Annotated in this window: 18 protein-coding genes and 1 pseudogene; 6 read left to right on the top strand and 13 right to left on the bottom strand. The window is 62.5% G+C overall.

The genetic code is table 11. The annotated features are described in order from the left end of the window. Window positions 1-14: 14 nt before the first annotated feature. The 3 genes and pseudogenes from C8K58_RS19690 to C8K58_RS19675 all read left to right on the top strand — a co-directional run bounded on the left by C8K58_RS19690 (window position 15) and on the right by C8K58_RS19675 (window position 2,976). Window positions 15-1,478 carry an aldehyde dehydrogenase family protein gene (locus C8K58_RS19690; RefSeq protein WP_108574156.1) on the top strand — a complete coding sequence of 488 codons (1,464 nt, stop codon included), beginning with the start codon at window positions 15-17 and terminating at the stop codon, window positions 1,476-1,478. A gap of 504 nt (window positions 1,479-1,982) precedes the next feature. Further along, window positions 1,983-2,494 (top strand): annotated as a pseudogene (locus C8K58_RS19680) (hypothetical protein). Next, complete coding sequence (locus C8K58_RS19675) at window positions 2,491-2,976, top strand: hypothetical protein (RefSeq protein ID WP_051429394.1); 486 nt, start codon at window positions 2,491-2,493, stop codon at window positions 2,974-2,976. Before C8K58_RS19680 ends, C8K58_RS19675 begins: the two are co-directional and overlap by 4 nt. 3 nt (window positions 2,977-2,979) lie before the next feature. On the opposite strand, the gene C8K58_RS19670 is transcribed toward C8K58_RS19675, so the two are convergent. After that, a complete protein-coding gene (locus tag C8K58_RS19670; RefSeq protein WP_092354828.1) occupies window positions 2,980-4,314 on the bottom strand; it encodes an LLM class flavin-dependent oxidoreductase in 1,335 nt (444 codons plus the stop codon). Window positions 4,315-4,631: 317 nt separating this feature from the next. On the opposite strand from C8K58_RS19670, the gene C8K58_RS19665 reads away from it, so the two are divergent. Continuing rightward, entirely contained in the window at window positions 4,632-5,360 is a 729-nt protein-coding gene (locus tag C8K58_RS19665; RefSeq protein ID WP_108574225.1) for a trans-aconitate 2-methyltransferase, read from the top strand. On the opposite strand, the gene ribD is transcribed toward C8K58_RS19665, so the two are convergent. The 7 genes from ribD to C8K58_RS19630 all read right to left on the bottom strand — a co-directional run bounded on the left by ribD (window position 5,361) and on the right by C8K58_RS19630 (window position 12,513). Continuing rightward, window positions 5,361-6,464 carry a bifunctional diaminohydroxyphosphoribosylaminopyrimidine deaminase/5-amino-6-(5-phosphoribosylamino)uracil reductase RibD gene (ribD, locus tag C8K58_RS19660; protein ID WP_256592533.1) on the bottom strand — a complete coding sequence of 368 codons (1,104 nt, stop codon included), beginning with the start codon at window positions 6,462-6,464 and terminating at the stop codon, window positions 5,361-5,363. Then, window positions 6,461-7,117, bottom strand: a complete 657-nt coding sequence (locus C8K58_RS19655; protein ID WP_027607440.1) for a cyclopropane-fatty-acyl-phospholipid synthase family protein — start codon at window positions 7,115-7,117, stop codon at window positions 6,461-6,463. The genes ribD and C8K58_RS19655 overlap by 4 nt, the downstream gene beginning before the upstream one ends. A 17-nt stretch (window positions 7,118-7,134) precedes the next feature. Next, window positions 7,135-8,823, bottom strand: a complete 1,689-nt coding sequence (locus tag C8K58_RS19650; protein ID WP_027607439.1) for a WD40 repeat domain-containing protein — start codon at window positions 8,821-8,823, stop codon at window positions 7,135-7,137. A 28-nt stretch (window positions 8,824-8,851) separates the two neighbouring features. Then, window positions 8,852-9,448, bottom strand: coding sequence for a GTP cyclohydrolase II RibA (gene ribA, locus C8K58_RS19645; RefSeq protein ID WP_027607438.1), 597 nt, complete (start codon window positions 9,446-9,448; stop codon window positions 8,852-8,854). Between the two features lie 10 nt (window positions 9,449-9,458). Continuing rightward, the gene (locus tag C8K58_RS19640) at window positions 9,459-10,490 is read right to left on the bottom strand and encodes an SUMF1/EgtB/PvdO family nonheme iron enzyme (RefSeq protein ID WP_027607437.1); all 1,032 of its coding nucleotides are present in this window, start codon (window positions 10,488-10,490) and stop codon (window positions 9,459-9,461) included. A gap of 74 nt (window positions 10,491-10,564) precedes the next feature. Further along, window positions 10,565-11,458, bottom strand: coding sequence for a VOC family protein (locus C8K58_RS19635; protein ID WP_098479053.1), 894 nt, complete (start codon window positions 11,456-11,458; stop codon window positions 10,565-10,567). Further along, window positions 11,458-12,513 (bottom strand): class I SAM-dependent methyltransferase, encoded by a 1,056-nt coding sequence (locus C8K58_RS19630; RefSeq protein WP_027607435.1) that lies wholly within the window; start codon window positions 12,511-12,513, stop codon window positions 11,458-11,460. The genes C8K58_RS19635 and C8K58_RS19630 overlap by 1 nt, the downstream gene beginning before the upstream one ends. 342 nt (window positions 12,514-12,855) lie before the next feature. Between C8K58_RS19630 and C8K58_RS19625 the strand changes: the two genes are divergently transcribed. Together C8K58_RS19625 and C8K58_RS19620 are read left to right on the top strand one after the other, a co-directional pair. Continuing rightward, complete coding sequence (locus C8K58_RS19625; protein ID WP_027607434.1) at window positions 12,856-13,509, top strand: metalloregulator ArsR/SmtB family transcription factor; 654 nt, start codon at window positions 12,856-12,858, stop codon at window positions 13,507-13,509. A 35-nt stretch (window positions 13,510-13,544) separates the two neighbouring features. Beyond that, window positions 13,545-14,282 carry a nitroreductase family protein gene (locus C8K58_RS19620; RefSeq protein ID WP_027607433.1) on the top strand — a complete coding sequence of 246 codons (738 nt, stop codon included), beginning with the start codon at window positions 13,545-13,547 and terminating at the stop codon, window positions 14,280-14,282. Here the strand turns inward: C8K58_RS19620 and C8K58_RS19615 are convergent. From C8K58_RS19615 to C8K58_RS19595, 5 genes are all read right to left on the bottom strand, one after another. Continuing rightward, window positions 14,249-15,691 (bottom strand): efflux transporter outer membrane subunit, encoded by a 1,443-nt coding sequence (locus C8K58_RS19615; RefSeq protein WP_108574155.1) that lies wholly within the window; start codon window positions 15,689-15,691, stop codon window positions 14,249-14,251. The genes C8K58_RS19620 and C8K58_RS19615 overlap by 34 nt on opposite strands. Next, window positions 15,688-18,771: a MexW/MexI family multidrug efflux RND transporter permease subunit gene (locus C8K58_RS19610; protein ID WP_108574154.1), complete on the bottom strand. Its 3,084-nt coding sequence runs from the start codon at window positions 18,769-18,771 to the stop codon at window positions 15,688-15,690. Before C8K58_RS19610 ends, C8K58_RS19615 begins: the two co-directional genes overlap by 4 nt. A 21-nt stretch (window positions 18,772-18,792) precedes the next feature. Beyond that, window positions 18,793-19,899 (bottom strand): efflux RND transporter periplasmic adaptor subunit, encoded by a 1,107-nt coding sequence (locus C8K58_RS19605; RefSeq protein ID WP_092354840.1) that lies wholly within the window; start codon window positions 19,897-19,899, stop codon window positions 18,793-18,795. A gap of 36 nt (window positions 19,900-19,935) precedes the next feature. Beyond that, complete coding sequence (locus tag C8K58_RS19600; protein ID WP_043293747.1) at window positions 19,936-20,436, bottom strand: DUF2165 family protein; 501 nt, start codon at window positions 20,434-20,436, stop codon at window positions 19,936-19,938. 232 nt (window positions 20,437-20,668) lie between these two features. Beyond that, window positions 20,669-21,091, bottom strand: a complete 423-nt coding sequence (locus tag C8K58_RS19595) for a RidA family protein (protein ID WP_108574153.1) — start codon at window positions 21,089-21,091, stop codon at window positions 20,669-20,671. Window positions 21,092-21,097 lie beyond the last annotated feature (6 nt).

Below are 21,097 nucleotides of genomic sequence, written 5' to 3'. Positions count from 1 at the left end.
AGGGAGCCAGTTGGATGACAACTCAATCTTCAAACAGCTACAGCGTTGATGCGCAAACGGCTCACCAGTTTTACATCAACGGGCGTTGGACGTCCCCGGCGATCCCGGCGACGCTGCCGGTGGTCAACCCGGCCACTGAAGCCGTGGTTGTCGAGGTGGCACGCGGGTCTGCGGAGGATGTCGACCGGGCCGTTACGGCGGCACGCGGGGCGTTCGCCGGTTGGTCTGCAACCCCGGCGGCTGCGAGAGCCCAGGTGCTGGGGAAAATCCACGCCCTGATCCTTGAACGCAAAGAGCAGCTGGCACAGGCGCTGTCCCTGGAAATGGGCGCGGCCATCGGTTTTGCGCGGGGCATGCAAGTGCCGCTGGCGGCCGAACACGTGCGGGTCGCCCGTGACCTGCTGTCCAGCTATCGCTTCCAGACCGTGGAAGGCGGCACCGCAATCGAGCGCGAGCCTATCGGCGTGTGCGGCCTGATCACGCCGTGGAACTGGCCGCTGTATCAAATCACCGCAAAAGTCGCCCCGGCCATCGCCGCCGGCTGCACCGTGGTGTTGAAACCCAGCGAACTGTCGCCATTGAGCGCCCTGCTGTTTGCCCAACTGGTGCATGACGCCGGCCTGCCGCCTGGGGTATTCAACCTGGTGAACGGCAGCGGTGCCGAAGTCGGCGCGGCCATGGCCGCCCATGGGGATATCGACATGATTTCCATCACCGGCTCCAACCGCGCAGGCGCGTTGGTTGCCCAGGCGGCCGCGCCGACGGTCAAGCGGGTCACCCAGGAACTGGGGGGCAAGTCGCCGAATGTGCTGCTGCCCGACGCCGACTTCGCCAAGGCTGTGCCGCTGGGGGTGATGTCGGCGTTTCGCAACGTCGGCCAGTCGTGCAGCGCGCCGACCCGCATGATCGTGCCAAGAAGCCGCCTGGCCGAAGTCGAAGCCCTGGCGGCGGCTACCGCGAATGCACTGATCGTCGGCGACCCGCAATCGGAACAGACGCAGTTGGGTCCGATCGCCAACGAAGCCCAGTTCCATCGCGTCCAAAGCATGATCCAGGCCGGCCTCGATGAGGGGGCCAAACTGGTGTGCGGTGGGCCGGGACGGGCGGCGGGTTTTGACAAGGGCTTCTATACGCGGCCGACGGTGTTTTCCGAAGTGGACAACGCCATGCGCATTGCCCAGGAGGAAATATTCGGGCCGGTGCTGTGCATCATTGCCTATGAGACGGTGGATGAAGCCGTCGCCATCGCCAACGATACGGTCTATGGGCTGGGCGCCCACGTTCAGGGGCAGGACCTTGATCTTGCGCGGGCGGTGGCGTCGCGTATACGCGCGGGCCAGGTGCACCTGAACCATCCGGCGTGGAATCCGATGGCGCCGTTTGGGGGCTACAAACGCTCGGGGAATGGGCGGGAGTATGGGGTGCAGGGGTTTGAGGAGTATCTGGAAACCAAGGCGATTGTCGGGTTTGGCGAGTGAGTGATGGGCCTTTATCAAGCTTAAAATAACTTATTGATTTTAAAGGGTTAAATTTTCACTCTAAAATCTTGAGTCTTGCATAAACAATTTCAGGCGACCGCATTCTTGTGGTGAGCGGGCTTGTCCCACGCTGGGCTGCGAAGCAGCCCCAGTCAAGAAGAACGCGGTGTATCAGACACTCTGTAGAGGCTGGTTTTGGGGCTGCTTCGCAGCCCAGCGCGGGACAAGCCCGCTCACCACAGGGAGATGTGTCAGGGTTTGAAAGGTTGTGTAGATACCTATGCCCTCTCAGCGCATCACACCTTGACGTTCTGCCGGATATTCCAGCCAAACTTCACCGGCCCACCATCCTTGGCGCCATCAGCCCTTTTCCTCAATCGGGAGCGGGCCTACAAGACGTCAACGTCGCGTCAGGAAGTGCCCGACTGCAAATGGCGATGCTTCCGACACTCATCCCAGTCGCGGCGTCTTTACTCTCTCAACTCCCAAAAAAGGAGTTCAGGAATGACCGTCGCCCTGTTCAAGGATGGCTTCCCATCAACCCACCGCACTACACGCCAACGCATTGAAAGCAGCCTCGACCTGCGGCGGTTGTTTTTCGCCATAGACGCCGACCCGACGTTGATCGGCGCGGGGGTGGTGTATATCGATGGGGATTTCAACGTGGTGGTACTGCGTGAGTTCCAGGCGATTTGCAGTGTGCGGCCGATCAAGGTGGTGCTGCGGGAAGCGCCGAGGTATGTGGGGCCGGTGGAGTTCAAGCGGATGTTGGAGCATGAGCCTCGGGAGTCGGAATGGGTAGCGGAGTCCAAGACCCGCGCCTGACACCCAAGCTCCTCAAGCTCAAGCAAGCCGCACGTAACGCACCAAAACGCATTCCAGCAACAAAGATAAAACCCATCATCGCGACCCATCGCAATGATGCCATTGCAGCAGCACTGGGCCTCGTCAGCAGCGGTATGTCCGGAAACACCAAGACGCTGGCCATCGGTATCTACGAAGAGTTCAGCGAATGAAAAACCGCCAGGAGCCCCTTTACCTTATAGATCCTCGCCCTCTTTGGGCGCGTCACAGACTGGCGTTGTTTGGCGGCCTTATAGCCTTGTGCCTTTCGATTGCCACCACCGGCACCCTGATGAATCTCACCTACTTCGCCCACGCATCCGATGAACTGACCAGTAATGCGTTCTTCATCGCAGGCGGGATTGCGTGTGCGGTATTCGGCGTCGCGCAGAGCTTGGTCCTTCACGGTTACCCACGATGGGTGTGGCTTCAGGTTGGGGTGTTCATCATCTACTTACTGCTCGTATTACCGACAATCCTTTACAGCCCCGATCACCTCCTATTTACCCTTGCCTTACTAAGCCCGCTGATCGGACTTCTCTGCCTGAACAGCAAACGCCAACGACAAATGCGCCGAGAGATGTTGGAAATCAGGCATAAACGCAACAGCGTTATCGCGACCCTGAAACAACAGGGCCGCTGGAAATGGTGGTGACTCTCAGGCCGCCTCGCTCCTTGCCGCCGTATGCCGATTCACCGGCACCGGCAAGCCCAGATGCCCACGCAACGTGCTGTGGCTGTACTCACTGCGAAACAACCCACGCTCACGCAACAACGGCAGCACCTGGTCGGTAAACCGCGCAAAGTCATCCGGCGCGCCGACGTGGATATTGAACCCATCCACCGCACCTTCCACAAACCAGCGTTCGATCTCGTCGGCCACGGTCTTGGGCGAGCCGACAAAGCTCGAGAACGGCTTGGCAAAACGCAACGCCGCCTCGCGCAGGGTCAGGCGCTGGTCGCGGGCGACTTGCTTGATGTTTTCGGCATGCCCGCGATAGCCGTTGCTGCCCAGGTCGCCCAGGTCCGGGAAGGGCTCGTCCAGCGGGTACTGGCTGAAGTCGTGGTAGTTGAACGGTCGCCCCAACTGCACCAGGGCCTTGTTCAAATCCAGCTCGCCATTGCGTTCGCGGTCGATGGCCTGGGCCTGTTCGTCGGTGTCGGCAATGATCGGCGAAATGCCCGGCAGGATGGTCACGTGATCGGGGTTGCGTCCGGCGGCGGCGGTGCGTTGTTTGATGTCGCGGTAGTAGGCCTGGGCGTCCTCGAAATTGCCCACGCCGGCAAAAATGCCCTCGGCATAGTTGGCCGCCAGGCTGCGTCCGGATTCGGAAATACCCGCCTGGAAAATCACCGGCTGGCCCTGGGCTGAGCGCGCGATATTCAACGGCCCGGTCACCGAGAAGAACTCGCCATGGTGATCCAGGCGATGCTGGCGTTGCGGGTCGAGGAACACGCCGCTGGCCTTGTCGCGCACGAAGGCGTCGTCTTCGTAGGAGTCCCATAGCCCTTGCACCACCTCCAGGTGCTCGGCGGCGCGGCGATAGCGCTCGGTGTGGTCGATATGCTGCTCACGGCCGAAGTTGCCGGCCGCGCCTTCGAGGCCGGTGGTGACCACGTTCCAGCCGGCGCGGCCGCCGCTGATCAGGTCCAGGGAGGCAAACTGGCGGGCGACGTTGAAGGGTTCGGTATAGGACGTGGTCAGGGTCGCCACCAGGCCGATCTTCGAGGTGGCACCGGCCACGGCCGAGAGCAGGGTCAGCGGCTCCAGGCGGTTGAGAAAATGCGGTGCCGAATCCGGGGTGATGTAGGGGCTGTCGACGATGAACACCAGATCGAACTTCGCTGCTTCCGCCTGTTGCGCCTGGGTGCGGTACCAATTGATGTCCACACTGGCGTCGCCGGGGATTTGCGGGTGCAGCCATTCGTTCTGCGCGGTGCCGACGCCGGTGAGGATGGCACCGAACCTGAGTTGCCGGGGTAAGTGGGACATCACGATATTCCTCCGTGGATGGCAGCGACGCTGACCTGTGGAGGAGGACCATAAGGCCCATCGACAGGCTTGTGAAATGCTTTGTGGATCTATGCTAATCATTAAAAATAATGATCAAAACAATTCCGGACATTCCCTAAGCGCATAATCAACCCCACGCTCTCCCATCAGCAGACTGACCCGATCGAGCAGCACCGCCCACTAAGCCGTTTGTTAAATCGAGGCGTTGCGCCTAATATCGCAAGCAACACCTTGCATAAAAAACCACCAAGGCTTGCTCATCACCCAGCCCGCATATTCGAAGGAGTGGCATGCAGATGAAAGAATCCAAAGAAGTGTACGAACGCATCAGTGAACAGTTCGAGGATTTCACCGCCAGGGCCTCTCAGCGCAAGGTCGAGGTCGACACCTTCCGCAGCATGGTCGGTAATATCGAGGGCCTGCATATCCTGGACCTGGCGTGTGGGCATGGTTTCTTCAGTCGCCAGTTGAAGGACTGGGGTGCGGCCAAGGTGCATGGCGTGGATATTTCCGAAAACATGATCTACCAGGCGCGGCAAGCCAACGACGGTATCGCCTACGAAGTGCGGGATGTGGCAAAGATGGGCCGTATCGGCGCCTACGACATGGTGACGGCGGCCTGGCTCTTCAACTATGCCAGCAGTGTCGACGAACTGAGCAAGATGTTTCAGTCGGCCGCCGACAACCTGAAGCCCGGCGGTCAATTGGTGGCCTACACCGCCAACCCGTCGTTCGAACTGCGAAAAGGCAATTTCACTCGCTATGGGATTGAGGTGTTCGATGAAACCCCGGTCGCCGGCGGGTTCCGCTGCAACGCGCAGTTCATGTCATCGCCCCCCGCACCGTTTACCTACTATCGCTGGGAGCAAGGCGTGTACGAAGAAGCCGCACGGGTAGCCGGTTTCAACCAGCTCACCTGGGTCGCCCCGCTGATCAGTGAACACAGCCGCACCTCCATGGGTGCGGGGTACTGGCAGCTGTTCGAGCGCAACAGCCTGCAGATCGGTTTGACCTGCCGCAAATAATCACGCCGGGGCGGCGACCGGGCGCAATCGCACCCGGATGTCCGCCCCCACCAGACACTGCTCGATGATCGACAAGGGTTGCGCCTGGCCCAGATCGGTCAAGCCATCCAGCGCCAGCAACGGCCGTGCATCACTGCCCAGGAACAGCGGGGCGATGTAGACCAGCCATTCATCCACCAGGCCTGCCGCCGCAAAGGCGCCACACAATACCGGGCCGGCCTCGACCTGGACCTCGTTGCACCCCTCCTCAGCCAGGACCGTCATGACCTCTCGCAGGTCAAGTCCTTCGCCGTCCACCCCGACCTGCCGGAAACGCACACCCGCAGGTGGTGGGTGCGCCGGCTGGACGCCGGGCCCATGAAACACCAGGGTCGGTGCCGCGCCATCCAGCACATGGGCATTGGCATCGCCCTTGAGGTGCTGGTCGAGCACCACCCGCAGCGGCGCGGAAAACGCCGTGTGCGGGTCGGGCAGGCGCACCGTCAGGCGCGGGTTGTCCGCCAGCAGCGTGCCACTGCCGGTGAGCACCGCGCAGGCCCGGGCGCGCCACACTTGTACATCGTCCCGGGCCTCGGGCGAAGTGATCCATTTGGATTGCCCGTTACCCAGGGCCGTGCGACCGTCCAGGCTCATGGCCAGTTTGATCCGCAACCACGGTCGCTTGCGCTCGGTACGCGAGAAAAACCCCTGGTTCAACTCGCGCGCCTCCGGACACGGCAAGTGTTCGACCAGCACCCCCGCCGCCTCAAGCCGCTCAATGCCATGATGCTCATGCTGGGAGCGGTCGACACTGGCGATCACCACCCGCGCCACCCCGGCCCTGATCAACGCGTCGGCACAGGGCGGCGTGCGCCCATGACCGCCGCACGGCTCCAGGGTGACATAGGCGGTGGCGCCCCGCGCATCGACGCCCGCCTCGCGCAGGGCATTGACTTCGGCGTGTGCCTGCCCCGCCCACTCGTGCCAGCCCTGGCCAAGCAGCAGGTCGCCCTTGGCGATCACGCAACCGACCCGCGGGTTCGGCGCCGTGGTAAAGGCGCCGCGGTCAGCCAGTTTCAGGGCGAGCCGCATGAAGTGCATGTCGCGCGCCAGCGCCAGGTTCATGTGCGAACCAGCGCCAACAGGTACACCGCCTCGCCATGCTGGCGCTCGATCACCACCAGGTCCTGCCAGGTGAAACCAAACGCTTCCAGGGTGTCGCGCACGCCCTGTTCGGTGAAGAAATAACCTTGACGCTGGTTATCCATCTCGCGCCAGCCCGGCTCCGGATTGCTCGCGTCGACGCCGAAGACGTTGAGCCCGATCAGCGCGCCAGGGCGCGCGTACTGGCGGATATTGGCCAGGTAACGGTCCCATTCATCCGGATGCTGGTGATGGAAGCAGCCATTGTCGAGTACACCGTCAAACGCCTCCCCCGCCGGTGGCTGCCAATCCTGCAGGGCGCTGCACACCAGGCTGAGACGCTCACCCCAGCGTTTGCGCAGCAGCGGCCAGCTGGAATTCTCGACGATGTCCAGGCCGGTCACCCGGTGCCCTGCCAGGATGAACTCCGAGGCATCCCGCGCACGGCCGACGCCCACGTCGAGGATGTGCTGGTCCGGCGTCGGCCCCAGTGCCTCGAGGAAAACCCGGGCGGCCTTGGCCATGCCGATGTCCCAGGACCACTCATCTTCACCATGGCTGTAGCGGTGGACAAATGAGGTGTCGAGCGCCCGGCGGTACGTCGATACGTCCATGAATTGCGCTTGCTTGCTCATATCAGGCGGTCCTTGGGTCAAGAGGCGCGACGGGTGGCAATCCCGTAGATCTGGCCATCGTAGGAACTGGCCAGGAAGTCATCACTGGCCACGCTGTGGGTGATGCAGGAGATGCCACTGGCGGTGGGACGCTGTACTTGCTGCCAGGAACGGCTGGGCAAGTCGAACAGCGCGATGGTGCCGCTGTAGTTCGCGGTGGCAATCACTTCCCCGTCGGCCGAGGCACAAATGCACTTGATGGAATTGCGGTGCGGCGTGTCATAGACCTCGTCACCGGACTCCAGCCACAGGCGCAGTTTCAGGTCGCGACCAATGCTGGCGAAACCGCCGTCGACCCGGCAGCAACCGTTGGAGATGCGCGTGTGGGCATTTTCGATATGCCGCGCGCAACTGAAGTCGCTGATATTGTGCAGGGCGGCGGCGGCCGAGGCGCACACGCTGAACAAGTGATGCTCGTTGGCGGCCACGCCTTTGATCGCGTTGTCGTGCATCGGGATCGACGCCACCAGTTCCAGGCTGTTATCGCCGGCGATGACAAACACCAGGCCTTCGCCGGTGTAGGTTCCGATCAATGCATGAAGCTGGCCATTGCGCTGGAACGTGGTGCCGCAATTGAGCGGCGAGCGATGCTGATACAACAGGCGCCCGCTGAGGGCATCGAACACCTGGCCCATCTGCCCACCGGTCAGCAGCAGCGAACCGAACGGCAGCAGGAAGTTGCACAGGCTGCCGACGCCGCTCACGGGCTGGTTATCGCGAAACAGCAGGCCCGCGTCACCGATGCTGTATTGCCCGCCCTCGGTGGTCACCACGGCGTTGATGCTCACCGCAGGCTGAATGCCGTCCACGGTCCACTGATCGTGTTCATAATCCCAGGTGGCGTAGCGCGAGCCGAAGGTGGCGAACACCAAGGCGTCACTGCCGACGAACGCACAGCTGCGCGGCCAGACGATGCTCGGCAAATTGGTGCTGCGCAGGCGCTCCAGCTGGGTGCCATCGAAGCGCCAGAGGATCGCCAGGCGGTCATAACTCAAGGTCACCAGCAGCTGTTTTTCGTCGTTCCAGACAATGCGCTTGATCCCGGCGTCGTGGGCAGGAATGGAGCGGATCTCGCCCCCATGGATGATCGAGATGCGCCCTTCATCGTCACCGGCAAACACCACGCCGGCACGGGTAATGGCGACGGTATCGGTCTCGACGCCGCCGATGTCGACTTCATCGCATTGCTCGAAGGTGCTGGTGTCCCACTGGCGCACCGTGCCGTCGTCGCTGCTGGAAATCAGGCGCTTGCCATCCGGCGACCAGACCACGGAAATCACATCGGCCTGATGCCCCCGGCAGGTGCCCTTGAGGTTGCCGTCGAGGTCGAAAAGGCGCAGTTGATGATCGCGCGAGCAGGTCGCGATCGACGCACCGTCCGGCGAGAACACCGCCATTTCCACGTCGTCGTCATGCCCCGACAGCACGGCCTTGAGGCGCATGCTCGGCACTTCCCAGACGCGGGCGGTGTAGTCGCTGCTGGCGCTCACCAGGTACTTGCCATCGGCGCTGAACGCGCACTGGTTGGCCAGGTGGTCATGGCTGACACGGTGGATCGAATGCCCGGTCTGGGCGTTCCACAGAATGACTTGGTTGTCGTAGCCGGCGGTGGCGATGAACTCACCAGCATGGGCGGCGACGCCGCTGATAGGGCCTATGTGTCTCATCGAAAAGTCCTTTTCCTGGAGAATGAAATCAAAGCTTGATGGTGTGGCTCGACTTGCTGACTTTTGATCGCAGGTAGTTGTGGTTGTGCTTGGTCAGGAACACCCCGGTCGGCACTGAGCTGACCACGTCGATCCCGCCATCGCGCAACTGCTTGACCTTGTCCGGGTTGTTGGTCAGGAGCCGGCAGCGATGCACATCCAGGGCCCTCAGCATGGCGACCGCCGGGGCGAAACTGCGCGAGTCTTCCGGGTGGTTGAGCTTCACATTGGCCTCGTAGGTGTCCATGCCGGCGTCTTGCAGCAGGTAGGTTTCGAACTTCGAATACAGGCCGATACCGCGACCTTCCTGGCGCAGGTAGATCAGGTAGCCGCCTTCGGCATCGAGCGCCTTCAGGGCTTCCTGCAGCTGCGGGCCGCAATCGCAGCGCTGGGAACCGAATACATCACCGGTGATGCATTCGGAATGCACGCGCACCAGGGGCACATCGGCATCGGGCTCACCGGCTCTGACGGCAAAGTGTTCATTGTTCTTGTCAAAGCCCTTGAACCCGTAGAAGTGGGCGTTGACCTCACCGCCAAGAATGGAGATGGGAACTTGCGTATGAAGCGTTACTGGAGTGTCCATGGCATAGCCTCTATGGAAGTGTCGCGTTCTGGCCAGAGTGGTTTTCTACCAAACGGAATCCCATGACATAGATGGGTCTTGGATAACGTCCATGTCGGCGCTGATTGCGCGCAAGATCCCTGAAGCGGGTGAAACTGCCGCCACGGGCTACCCGGTGCCTACCAACATCCAGCACCAGGTCATCGTTGATCTCAGGCCCGCCCGGATAGGCCCGATAATCGTCGGCAACGTACTCTTCCACGTTGCCGGCCATGTCCAGCGCGCCAAACATCGAGGCGCCCTCGAGGAACACCCCGACGGGTGTCGACGTGAGCAACCCCAACTCGATGGTGTTGGCGTACTCGACATTGAAGGTTTCGCCCCAGGGAAACTGAGAGCGCTGCGGCCCTGCCGCGGCGTATTCCCACTGTGCTTCGCTGGGCAGCGCGAACGCCCGCCCGGTGCGTCGGCTCAGCCATTGGGCGTAGGCGTCGGCATCCACGTCGCTGACGCTGTAGACCGGGTGGTTGGCCTGGTGCTGGGGAAAGCGGCCAAAGGCCCAGCCGGTCGGCAGGAACGGATAACCGGTATCCAACAGGAAGGCGCGATATTCGCTGTTGGTGACCGGGTAGCGACCGATGCGAAAGCTCGCCAGGTCGACCCGATGGTTGGGGGTTTCTTTCTCGATCCAACTGCGGTCCAGGCCCAGCCCGGCGTAGGCGGTCATGACCGCATCGACGCGCTGCGGCTCCAGGCCGATCTCGACCTGGGCGGCAGGAACGTCGCACATGGCGGGGCTGAACACGTCGATGCGCGGGTCGCCCTTGTAGCCCAGCACTTCACCGGCGGCGATACGCCGCACCAGGGGTTCGGCAACCGACTCGACCACCCGTAGCAGTTGTTCGATGGGCGCACTCATCAGCTGTCCGGTGGCGTCGGCGATTTGCCGGGTCAGTTCATATTCGACGTAAGCCTGCGGGTAGCCCATCAATACCCGATCAGACACGTTCTTTGGCAAAGGGCTCGGCAGCGTCGGCCAATGCCAACCGTATTGATTCGTCATAGGTACACCTTTATTCCGAGCGAACACATCCACGACCGAGCGCGAAACCGCTCGGCGTGTGGATCAGTCAGGTATCAGAGTCGGTCGAGCAGCAACCTTCGATTGGTCTCGATCATCTCGATTTCGGTGGAGTACACCTCAACCACCAGGCCATCGGGATCTTCGAAGTACACGGCCGTGCGGACGTTGTCCGGACCGTGGTGATAACCCGGCGCGGGGCCATTGCCCTTGACCAGGGTGATGTTGTCGTCGGCAGCCACCTTGTCGGCGATGCGCTTGACATCCTCCGGCAGCGCACGAATGCCGATGTGGTAGCCCGGCGGGTAGACAAAGTCGGGATTGTGCTCGATGAAGAAGTCGAACCCGTTCAACTCCATCACCACTTTGCGTGGCCCCAGGTTGTAGCAATAGTGGGCGCCGAAGATGTCGCGATAAAACGCCTGGGAGGCTTCCAGGTTACGGGTGAGGATGTTGATGTGGGTCAGTTGCGGACGCTGGGATTCCAGCGCGGCCGCCTCGATGGATACGCCTTCCAGGGACCGCCACATTTTGATCGCGGCGGCGAATTTGGAGAAACCGGCCAGCCAGTTTTTCACCGTGTCCGTGGATACGCCCGCGTCAGTGATCGCCAGGCCATGGGGGTAAATGAAACAGGCCGTGCGTTGCAGCAATGCCGCGTTCAGCGGATCGCCGGCAGGTTGCCCGGCGCTGCCTTCGGCAAGGCGCACGATGCTGACCGCCTTGTTGTGGTAGCCATCGGCCAATGCCGCGAGCCGGGCAGTGAGGGTATCGAGGCTGTCTGCCGCCGACACCAGCAGGATAAACCCGTCGGCCTGGGGTAACTGCGCGCCCTCAACGGCCGCGCACAGTTCAAAACCAGCGGCTTTCGCGCAGGTGTTCAACGGCTCGAGAAAGCCGTTCAGTTGTGCGGCCGTGTCGGAGCTGTACAAGGTAATAAAGCGCAGCATCAGGCAACCCTCCCCTCAGTGCGGCGACCGATCAACAGGCTGTAGCGCCCGATAGGCTCCTGGACCACCTCAAAGCCCTGGGCAACCATCTGTTCGGCGATCCAGCGGGTGGGATGCAGTTCGCCGTGCACCGTGTTGACCATCATGTGCAGGGAGAAATCCGCCGACAGCGCCGGGTGAATTTCATCGTCTTCCAGGGTCATGCTCAGCACCAGCAACGAACCGCCGTCGTTGACCAATTGGGCCGCCGAGCGGATCAGCGTGCTGGTTTCTTCGCGGGTGAAATAGTGCAGGCAATCATTGACCATGATCACGTCGGCGCTTTCACCTTCGTAGCGGGCCAGGTCCAGCAGGTTACGCTCCTTGAACGTCAGGCGCCCCGCCAACTGGTACTTCTCGACGGTGCTTTCGGCGGACTGGCGCGTGGCGGCCAGGTCCCAGATTTCGCCCTGGACCTGAGGGTGCCGCCGAGCGATTTCGGCGATATAGGTGCCGTGTCCACCGGCCAGGTCGATGACCTTGCTGGCGGTATCGAACACCGGCAATTCCTTGAGCACATCGACCATCGGTTGACTGAAGCGCACCATCGCATCGTTGAAGGCATCACGTGCGGCAATGTCGTGCTTGAAGCGGTTCTCCTGCTGGAAATCCATGGACTCGGCGCTGCTCAGGATCTCCCCGAGGCGTGGCCAGTTCTGCCACTGCAAGCGCTGGTGGGCAATGATCGGGCCGATGAACTCGGCGCTGCGGCTGACCAGGAAACGCTCGGCCAGGGGCTGGTTGGTATAGGTGTCGGCGGACTTTTTCAACAGGCCCAGGGCGACCAGGCCATTGAGAAAGATCTTCGCCTTGTTGGGCACCCAGCCCAATTGCTGGCTGATCGCGTTGGCGGTAGCCGGGCGGGCGGTGTGATCGAAGAGGTGCTGCGCTACGGCGAAGTGAAGGATGGCGGATTGTCGATACTGGTCGGAGAGTTTTACCAGGTCGACCACGCTGGACAGAGCGGTTACTTCATCGGCGTGCTCATAGATGGTCGTCGGCTTTTGCGCATTCATACAGATTCTCTTCCTTGAATGTTTTTGTCTTCACTGGCGTCGGCGAGCGATGAGTGCTTGGGACGCAGCGTGTTTTTTAACGGTCCGGAGTCGTGTGCAAATGAATGTTTACGAGCAGCTTCCAAAAAGCTAGCTACGATCCTAGTCGTAAGCCCTACAAAAGCAAGGCAAACCTTTTATAATTATTTGCTATTTATAATTACCTATTGATTCCATTTATTTATTATTTTCCTGAGCAGCAAAAATGACTATGCTCATGCCCACTACCCCTTACGCAATGGATGGCGCCAAAGGTCGACGAACTCCAGTGATGCCCTCACTCCCCATGGTTACACGCGATTTATGACCTCCAGACCTGCCGACGATACCCAGTCATCCACCGCTGAACGCATCCTGTTTTTGCTCAAGACCCGTGGCCCGTTGAAAACCACCGAACTGGCGTCCCTGCTGGAACTCACGTTTGAGGCAACCCGGCAACAAATCCAGAAGTTGCAGGCATCGGAACTGATCGTCGGCGTTTCGGCACCCACCTCCGGGGCCGGCCGCCCTTCGTTGAAGTGGGCGCTGACGGACACTGCGCAGAACAAATTCCCCGATTCCCACAGCGTGCTGACCCTGCACCTGATCGAATCCATCGAGGGGGTTTTCGGCAGTGACGGCATCGAAAAAATCATCACCAGCATGGAAGCGACCAACCGCCAGGAGTACGTCCAGGCGTGTTCGCAAGCCTCGTCCCTGGAAGAAAAAGTCGCCATCCTGGTGCGCATCCGCGAACTCGCCGGCTATATGGCGCATATGGAACCCGCAGGTGAAGGTTGGCTGCTGATCGAAAACCATTGCCCGATCTGCGCTGCCGCGCGCAAATGCCAGGGTTTCTGCCGCTCGGAGCTGCAGATATTTCGTGCAGCCATGGGTGACGACACCCTTGTCGAACGCTGCGAACACCTGATCTCCGGGGACCGGCGTTGCGTCTATAACATCCAACCGCGCACCTGACCGCCCCACACCAACCGCCCTAAAGGAATAAGGCCATGACCCCGACTATCGACTTGCTCGCCAACCACCGCAGCGAGCGCAGCTTCCAACCCACGCCCGTCAGCGACGAACACCTGGATGCCATCTTGCGGGCCGGCCACCTGGCGCCGACGTCCTTCAATGCCCAGCATATTTCCGTGGTGGTCGTGCGCGACGCAGGCACCCGCCAACGCATTGCGGCAATAGCCGGCGGCCAGCCCTGGATCGCGTCGGCACCGGTGTTTATCACCCTGGTGGTGGACTTTCACAAGACCGCCGTCGGTGCCGCGCTCAATGGCCAGCAACAGCAGATCCAGCGGCACTTGGAAGGGCTGATCGCCGCCAGCACCGACGGCGGCATCATCCTCAGCACCCTGATGATCGCCGCACGCTCATTGGGGTTGGGCGTGGTGCCGGTGGGCGGCATTCGTGCCAACGCCGAGGCGATGATCGAGCTGCTCGGGCTGCCCGAGCAGACCTTCGCCCTGTGCGGCCTGGCCCTGGGTCATGTGCACGAGCCGGCGGCACAGAAACCGCGCATGGGCATCGAAGCCTTCCGTCACGACGAGCGCTACAACCCGGCCGCGCTGGCACCGGCGATCAGTGCCTATGACCAGCACCTGATGCGCCATTGGCAGATCATCGGCCGTGCGGACGGCCAGTCCTGGTCAAGCACCGTGGGCCGCACGTATGCACGTAACTACCGGCCCGATCTCAAGGCTCAGTTGCTGGCCAATGGTTTGTCCGCTGATTGAGCCTGCTGCGCACCGCCACTGCCCCAGCCCAGCGCCTTGTATAGCGCGATGGCGTTGAGGTAGGACGCCGTCTCGGCATCGGCCACGTCCTTCTTGATCAGGAAAAACGCACGCTGGTTTTCCAGCACCGCCATGTAGGTGCCCGAACCGCTGCGGTAACGTTTGCTGGCGATGTCGATCGCCTGCTCGGCATGGGTGGCGGACGCCAGCAAGGCGCCCAGGCGGGTCTGGTCCTGCGCCAGGCGCATCAGTGCATTTTCCACATCTTCCTGGGCCTTGAGCAGCGACTGTTGATAGCGCGCCAGGGCACCTTCGGCCTGGGCCTGGGAACCGCGCAGGCGTGCGCGCACGTTGCCCAGGCGAAACGCCGACCAGTCCACCGACGGCGCCAGCTCATACGCGCGGGACGCGCTGCCCAGGTCGCCGCCACGCAGGGCGAAGAAGCCAATGAAACCGCCCAGGTTCAGGCGTGGGTACAAGTCCGCCGTGGCGGCGCCGACGTCTTCGGTGCTGGCGGCCAGCAGGCGTTCGGCGCTGACCACATCCGGACGATTGCGGATCAACTGGTCGACATCGCCCAAGGGCAGTTGCCGGGCCAGGGGCGCGAGGAAATGCGCCTTGGCCAGGGCCTGCTGTTGACGCGGTGGTTGGCCGGTCAATACGTCCAGGCGATAACCGGTTTCCTGGATCCGCGTCAGCAACGGTGGAATCGCTGCCTCACTGAGCAGCAGGTTGGCATGGGCGTTTTGCTGATCCTCGAATTGGCCGCTGCCGGCGCGCACCTGGGCGCTGGTCAGCGTGAGCGTTTCGCGCCAGGCACTGACCTGGGCCTGGGCCACCTCCAGGCTGCGGGTCAAGCCTTGCTGCTCGTAGTAATAACGCGCCACGTCGGCGGCGATGCTCAACTGCATCAGCGCCAGGTCCGCCTGCGCCGCCTGGGAACGTGCCATGGCCGATGCGGTCAGGCGCTGCAAACGCCCGAACACATCGATCTCCCACTGCACATCAAAGCCGGCGCGATAGGTCTGCGACAGCATCCGCTCCGGTGGCCCACCGTCGAACGGCAACTGCTGCTCCAGGCTGCGGCCATAGGCGGCACGGGCGGTGACGCCGGGATACTGGTCGAGCCGGCGGTCATCGAACACCGCGCGGGAGGCCAGCAGGTTGGCCTGGGCCTGGCGGATGTCATGGTTATGCGCCAGCGCCGTGTCGATCAGGCGATCGAGCTCGGCGTCGTCAAAAAACGACCACCACTGGGCCTGCACCGGCGCCTGCCGAGCAAACAAATCCTTTTGCGCGGTGACCAGGCTGATCGGCGGGGTTACGGGCTTTTCGTAATGCGGCCCGACCATGCAGCCGTTGAGCAGCGTCAGCGCCAGCACGGTGGTGACAGTTTTGCCGGGCTTCATGGTTCACTCCTCAGGGTTTGCGCCAGGGACTGGGCCCGTGGGGTCGCGGCCGCCAGGGAATGCTTGCGGGCCAGCAGGGTGTAGACCGTCGGCAGCACGAACAGGGTGAAGCAGGTACCGATCAGCATGCCCGATACAATCACCACCCCCAGGCCATAGCGGCTGTTGGCCCCGGCACCCGAAGCGAACAGCAGCGGCACCAGGCCGACCACCATGGCCGCCGTCGTCATCAGGATCGGCCGCAAGCGAATCTGCGCGGCCTTGCGTATCGCCTCGGAACGGTCGAGGTGTTCCTGGGCCTGCAGGGCGTTGGCGAACTCGACCATCAGGATGCCGTGCTTGCTGATCAGCCCGATCAGGGTCACCAGGCCGATCTGGGTGTAGATATTGATCGTGGCGTAGCCCAGCGCCAGGGGAATCAGCGCGCCGCTGATGGACAGCGGCACGGTGATCAGGATGATCAGCGGGTCCATCAGGCTTTCGTACTGCGCCGCCAGTACCAGGTAGATCACGATCACCGCCGCCAGGAACGCCAGCAGCAGCGCATTGCCTTCCTGGGTGTACTGCCGCGCATCGGATTGCCAGTCGTAGCTGAACCCTACGGGCAACTCGGCGGTGACGCCCTCCAGGAACGCCACGGCGTCGCCCAGGGTGACCCCTGCCGCCGGCACGCCCTGGAAGGTCGCGGCGTTCTGCTGGTTGAACTGGGTCAGCTTGTTGGGTTCGACGTGCTCGGACACCTGGATCACCGTCGACAGCGGAATCAGCGTGCCGTCTTCCGTGCGCACATACTGGCGGGTCAGGGCTTCGGGCGTCAGTCGCTCACTGCCCGGGCTCTGGGCAATCACATCATAGGAGCGGCCCTCCAGGCCAAAGCGGTTGAGATAGTTTTCCCCCACCAGCACCGCCAGCGATTCGCCGATGTCCTGCATGCGGATCCCCAGGCTGTTGGCCTTGGCCCGGTCCACCCGCACCTGTACCACCGGGTTGTTATAGTCCAGGTCACTGTCGACCACGGCGAACAACCCACTGTCGCGGGCCTTCTGCTTGATCTGCTCCATGGTTTCGTACAGCACGCGGTAATCCTGGGAGCTGCGCAGCACCAGTTGCACCGGCAGGCCACCGGTGGAGCCCGGCAAGGCAGGCAACTGGAAGGCAAAGATGCTGGTGCCTTCCACATCGTTGGTGGCCGCCTGCAGGTCGACCTGGATCTGCGCGGCGGTGCGCTCGCGCTCGCCCCACAACGTCAGGTTGATGCCGCCAATGCTCGAGGCGATGCCGTCGCTGCCATTGATGATCCAGGTGCTGACGGTTTCCGGCAGGCGCCCATAGACCTCATTCAGCTTGGCGGAAAAGCGCTCGACGTATTCCAGGTTGGCATGTTGCGGCGCCTTGATGGCGGTGAGCAGCCCGGCCTGGTCCTCGGTGGGCGCCAGCTCCCGCTGCGGCAACTGGTACAGCCACGGCAGGCTGATCATCACCAGCAAGGCAAACAGCCCGCTGAGCCAGCGATGCCGCAGCGACAGGTCCAGTACCTTGGCATAACGCAGGGCCAGGCCGTCGAAGAAACGGTTGGCCAGGTGTGCCATGCGCCCTTCCGATTGCTTGGACTGCAGCAGGAACGAGCTCATGACCGGCGACAACGTCAGCGCCACCACGCCGGACACGATCACCGCGCCGGCCAGGGTCAGGGCGAACTCCCGAAACAACGCCCCCGTGAGGCCGCCCATCATGCCGATGGGCGCATACACCGCCGCAAGGGTAATGGTCATGGCGATCACCGGCCCCGCCACTTCCCGCGCACCGACCAGGGCGGCCGCCACCGGGGTCTTGCCCTCCTCGATATGCCGGTGCACGTTCTCCACCACCACAATCGCATCGTCCACCACCAGCCCCACGGCCAGCACCATCGCCAGCAGCGTCAACAGGTTGAGGCTGAAACCGAACGCCAGCATCAGCGCCGCGGCCCCCAGCATCGACAAGGGGATGGTCACCACCGGAATCAGTACCGTGCGCAACGACCCCAGGCACAGGTAGATGACGATCACCACGATCAGCAAGGCCTCGAGCAGGGTCTTCATCACCTCGTCGATGGAGGTCTGGATAAAGCGCGCGGTTTCAAACGCCAGCTCGGCCTTGACGTCCGGCGGCAGGGTCTTGCGCACGTCCGGCAGGAGTTTCTTGATACCGTCGACAATCACCAGCGGGTTGCCGCCGGGCGTCGGGAACAACCCCAGGTGCACGGCCGAAACGCCGTCCATGGTGGCACTGGTTTCGCTGGACGCCGCGCCCAGCTCCACGGTGCCGACATCCTTCAGGCGCACCAGGCCGTTGCCATCGTTGCGCAGCACCAAATCGCGAAATTCATTGACGTTGGTCAGGTCGGTATTGACCCGCAGGTTGGCGACCACGAACAGGCCTTTGACCTTGCCCGGCGCCGCCTGGTAGTTGTTGCGGCGCACCGCGTCGGCCACATCGGCGGCGGTCAGGCCGCGAGCGGCCAGCCGTGCGGGGTCGATCCACAGGCGCATCGCCAGGGTTTGCCCGCCGAACACCTGGACCTTGGCCACGCCCTCGATGGTGCTCATCACCGGCTCCACCACCCGTGCCAGGTAATCGGTCAAGGCCGGGGTCGACAGGGTCGGGCTGGAGAACCCGATATAGGCCACCGCCGTCGACTCGCCGGACGAGCGCTCGATCACCGGGTCATAGGCCTGCTCCGGCAGCCGGAAACGCACCTGGTTGACCTTGGCCATGACTTCCGTGAGCGCCTGGGTCGAGTCACGGTTGAGCTCCATGCGCACCGTGACCACGCTGCGCCCCTGCACCGACGAACTCGACAGGTAATCCACACCTTCCACCGACGACACCGCCTGGGCAATCGGTTGCGTGACGAAGCCCTGCATCAGGTCGGATGACGCGCCGGGGTATTCGGTGGTCACGGTGATGGTGGAGCTTTCCAGCATCGGGTACTGGCGGATCGGCAGCTGCAACAAGGACATGATCCCCAGCAGCAGGATCAGAATACTGACGACAAGCGCGAGCACCGGCCGCCGAACGAAAATATCGGTGAAAGTCATGAGCGTTCTCTGGGCGAAGAATCAGATGCCCGTCACAGGCGGTTTGGACGCAGGCAGGGCCAGGGTGTCATCGGTCGCCTGCACCGCCATGCCGTCACTGAGCTTGAGTTGCCCGGAGGTCACCACCTGGTCACCCTCGTGCAAGCCTTCCTGGATCTGGACCCAACCGTCCTGGCGCTGGCCGATTTTCACCGCCACCCGCTTGACCACCAGCGTGGCGCCCTGGTCCGGGCGGGCAAGGAAAACGGTATCGCCATAGGCGGTGTAGGCCACCGCCGTTTCCGGCACGGTGAGCACATCGGCCACCTCGGTATCGGCCACTTTGACGCTGGCGTACATGCCCGGCTTGAGGGGGGCGTCCGGGCTCTCCAGCGTGGCCTGCACCTGCACCGTGCGTGAGCGGCCGATCATCGGGTCGACGGCACTGATCCGCGCCTTGAACACCCGGTCAGGGTAGGCGTCGATCAGCACGCCCACGGTTTGCCCTACGACCAGGCGGCGACTGAGCTGCTCATCCAGGGAAAAATTGACATAGAGCACCTGGGTGTTGACCAGGCTGACGATGCGATCGCCGACATTGAGGTACTGCCCTTCGTTGACCTGGCGAATCCCCAGCACCCCGGCGAAGGGTGCGCGGATAGTCTTCTGGGCAATCAGTGCCTGGACTTTTTTCAACTCGCCCAAGGCCATGTCATGGGCGGCCCGGGCGTTGTCGAGCTGTTCCTGGGTCGCGGCGTTTTCCCTGACCAGCCCGGTCACGCGCTTGCGGATGATCTCGGCATTGCGCACCTGGGCCTGCAGCCGCAACTGCTCGGCCTGTTCCGGGGCATCGTTGAGTTTGACCAGCACCTCGCCAGCCTTGACCTGGCGGCCCGACTCGAAGTTGATCAAGGTGACCCGCCCGCCGACCTCGGCGGAAACCTGCACCTGGGAGGCCGCTTCCAGCTCACCGACGCCGGCGAAATACACATTGGCCGGGCGCAATTGCACCGCCCCCAGGGCCACCTTGGTCAACGCGCTGGCGGGGGCATCGGCGGATTGGGCCTGGGACGGCGCGCGCGACATCATCACCACCGCGATGACCGCCACCGGAATCAACACCAGGCTGGTTATCTTCTTCTTGTTCATGGACGTCCTTATCACGATGAGTGCGTTACGCGCGGCTCACAGCCAGCTGTGGTTGAACAGGAAGAAGGCCAGTACCGCCCAGATCGACAGCACCAGGTGAGTCAGTTGCAACCCCTCCTGGCGAATCCAGTAGCCGAACCACAAGCCCCCCAGCAGCATCGCGAAGACAAACGCCGAAAACGCACTCAGGGCGAGGTTGAGCCAGGGCCGTGCCGACAGCAGGCCGTCGCCGAGGATCAAGTGATAACTGCCGGTCCAGGCCGCGAGTGCAGCGACCAGTTGCAGGGCCAGCACCACCAGCAGCGCCAGTTGGTGCAGACGGGGTGAACGCACGGCCCGCACCAGCAAGGGAATATCGATGGCGGGGCTCTGGCGCAACGGCTCCATGGCCATGGTCGCGCCTACCGCGCCTACCGAGCTGCGAAACGCTTGCCAGTTGTTAAGCACCGCAATGCTCAGCCACAGGCTCAAGCCAACGGCCTGTACGCCCAGGAACACTGACATCGAGTGACCCAGTAACCCTGCCTCCACAGTCATTCAAACCTCCGTATTTGTCGAAAGGGAAATCCAGCCTCAGGTATATACACAAGACATTGCTTGGATAATACGTCGCAGGCGTTTAAATACAAGATTTATCTTTGTGCGGGAGGGGCTTCAGGAAGGTTGGAAACGCTGTCTGGCAGGCGCCCGCCGGGGCGTTCGGCGCAGTCACGCCGAAGCCCGGAAGCGGTTGTGAGGGGGCTGGAGGGGAGTGACTTGCGAGGGATTGTCACGCCGTCCTGGCGGCGATGGCTTCGATTTCCACCAGTGCACCGGGCAATGGCAACGCCACGACCTGCAACGCGGTGCGTGCGGGCTTGTTCGGCTGCTCGGGGGTGCCGAAGAACTGCGTATACCCACGCTGCAACCCGGCGAAATCCAGCTTGCCGCCCGTTTCCTCGGCGCCGACCAGGAATACCCGTAACTGCACGACATCGCCCAGGTCCAGGTCTTGCTGGCGCAGGATCTGGCGCAGCTTGTTGAAGACCGAAACCGTCTGCACTTCGGTGTTGCCAAACACCCCGGGAACCGTTGGATCAACCAGGTCCGGCAAGGTCCCGCTGACAAAGATCAGGCTGGCGGACGCCGGTACGGTGACGGTCTGCGAGATCGGGAAATCGCCGACGCTGGTACGTTGAATGCTGTCGCTCATGGTGTG

Origin of the sequence: Pseudomonas sp. GV047 (assembly GCF_003058245.1) — a bacterium.
Lineage (GTDB): Bacteria > Pseudomonadota > Gammaproteobacteria > Pseudomonadales > Pseudomonadaceae > Aquipseudomonas > Aquipseudomonas marginalis.
Note: the sequence above shows the minus strand (reverse complement) of the source record. Positions and strands in the feature narration are given on the sequence as shown.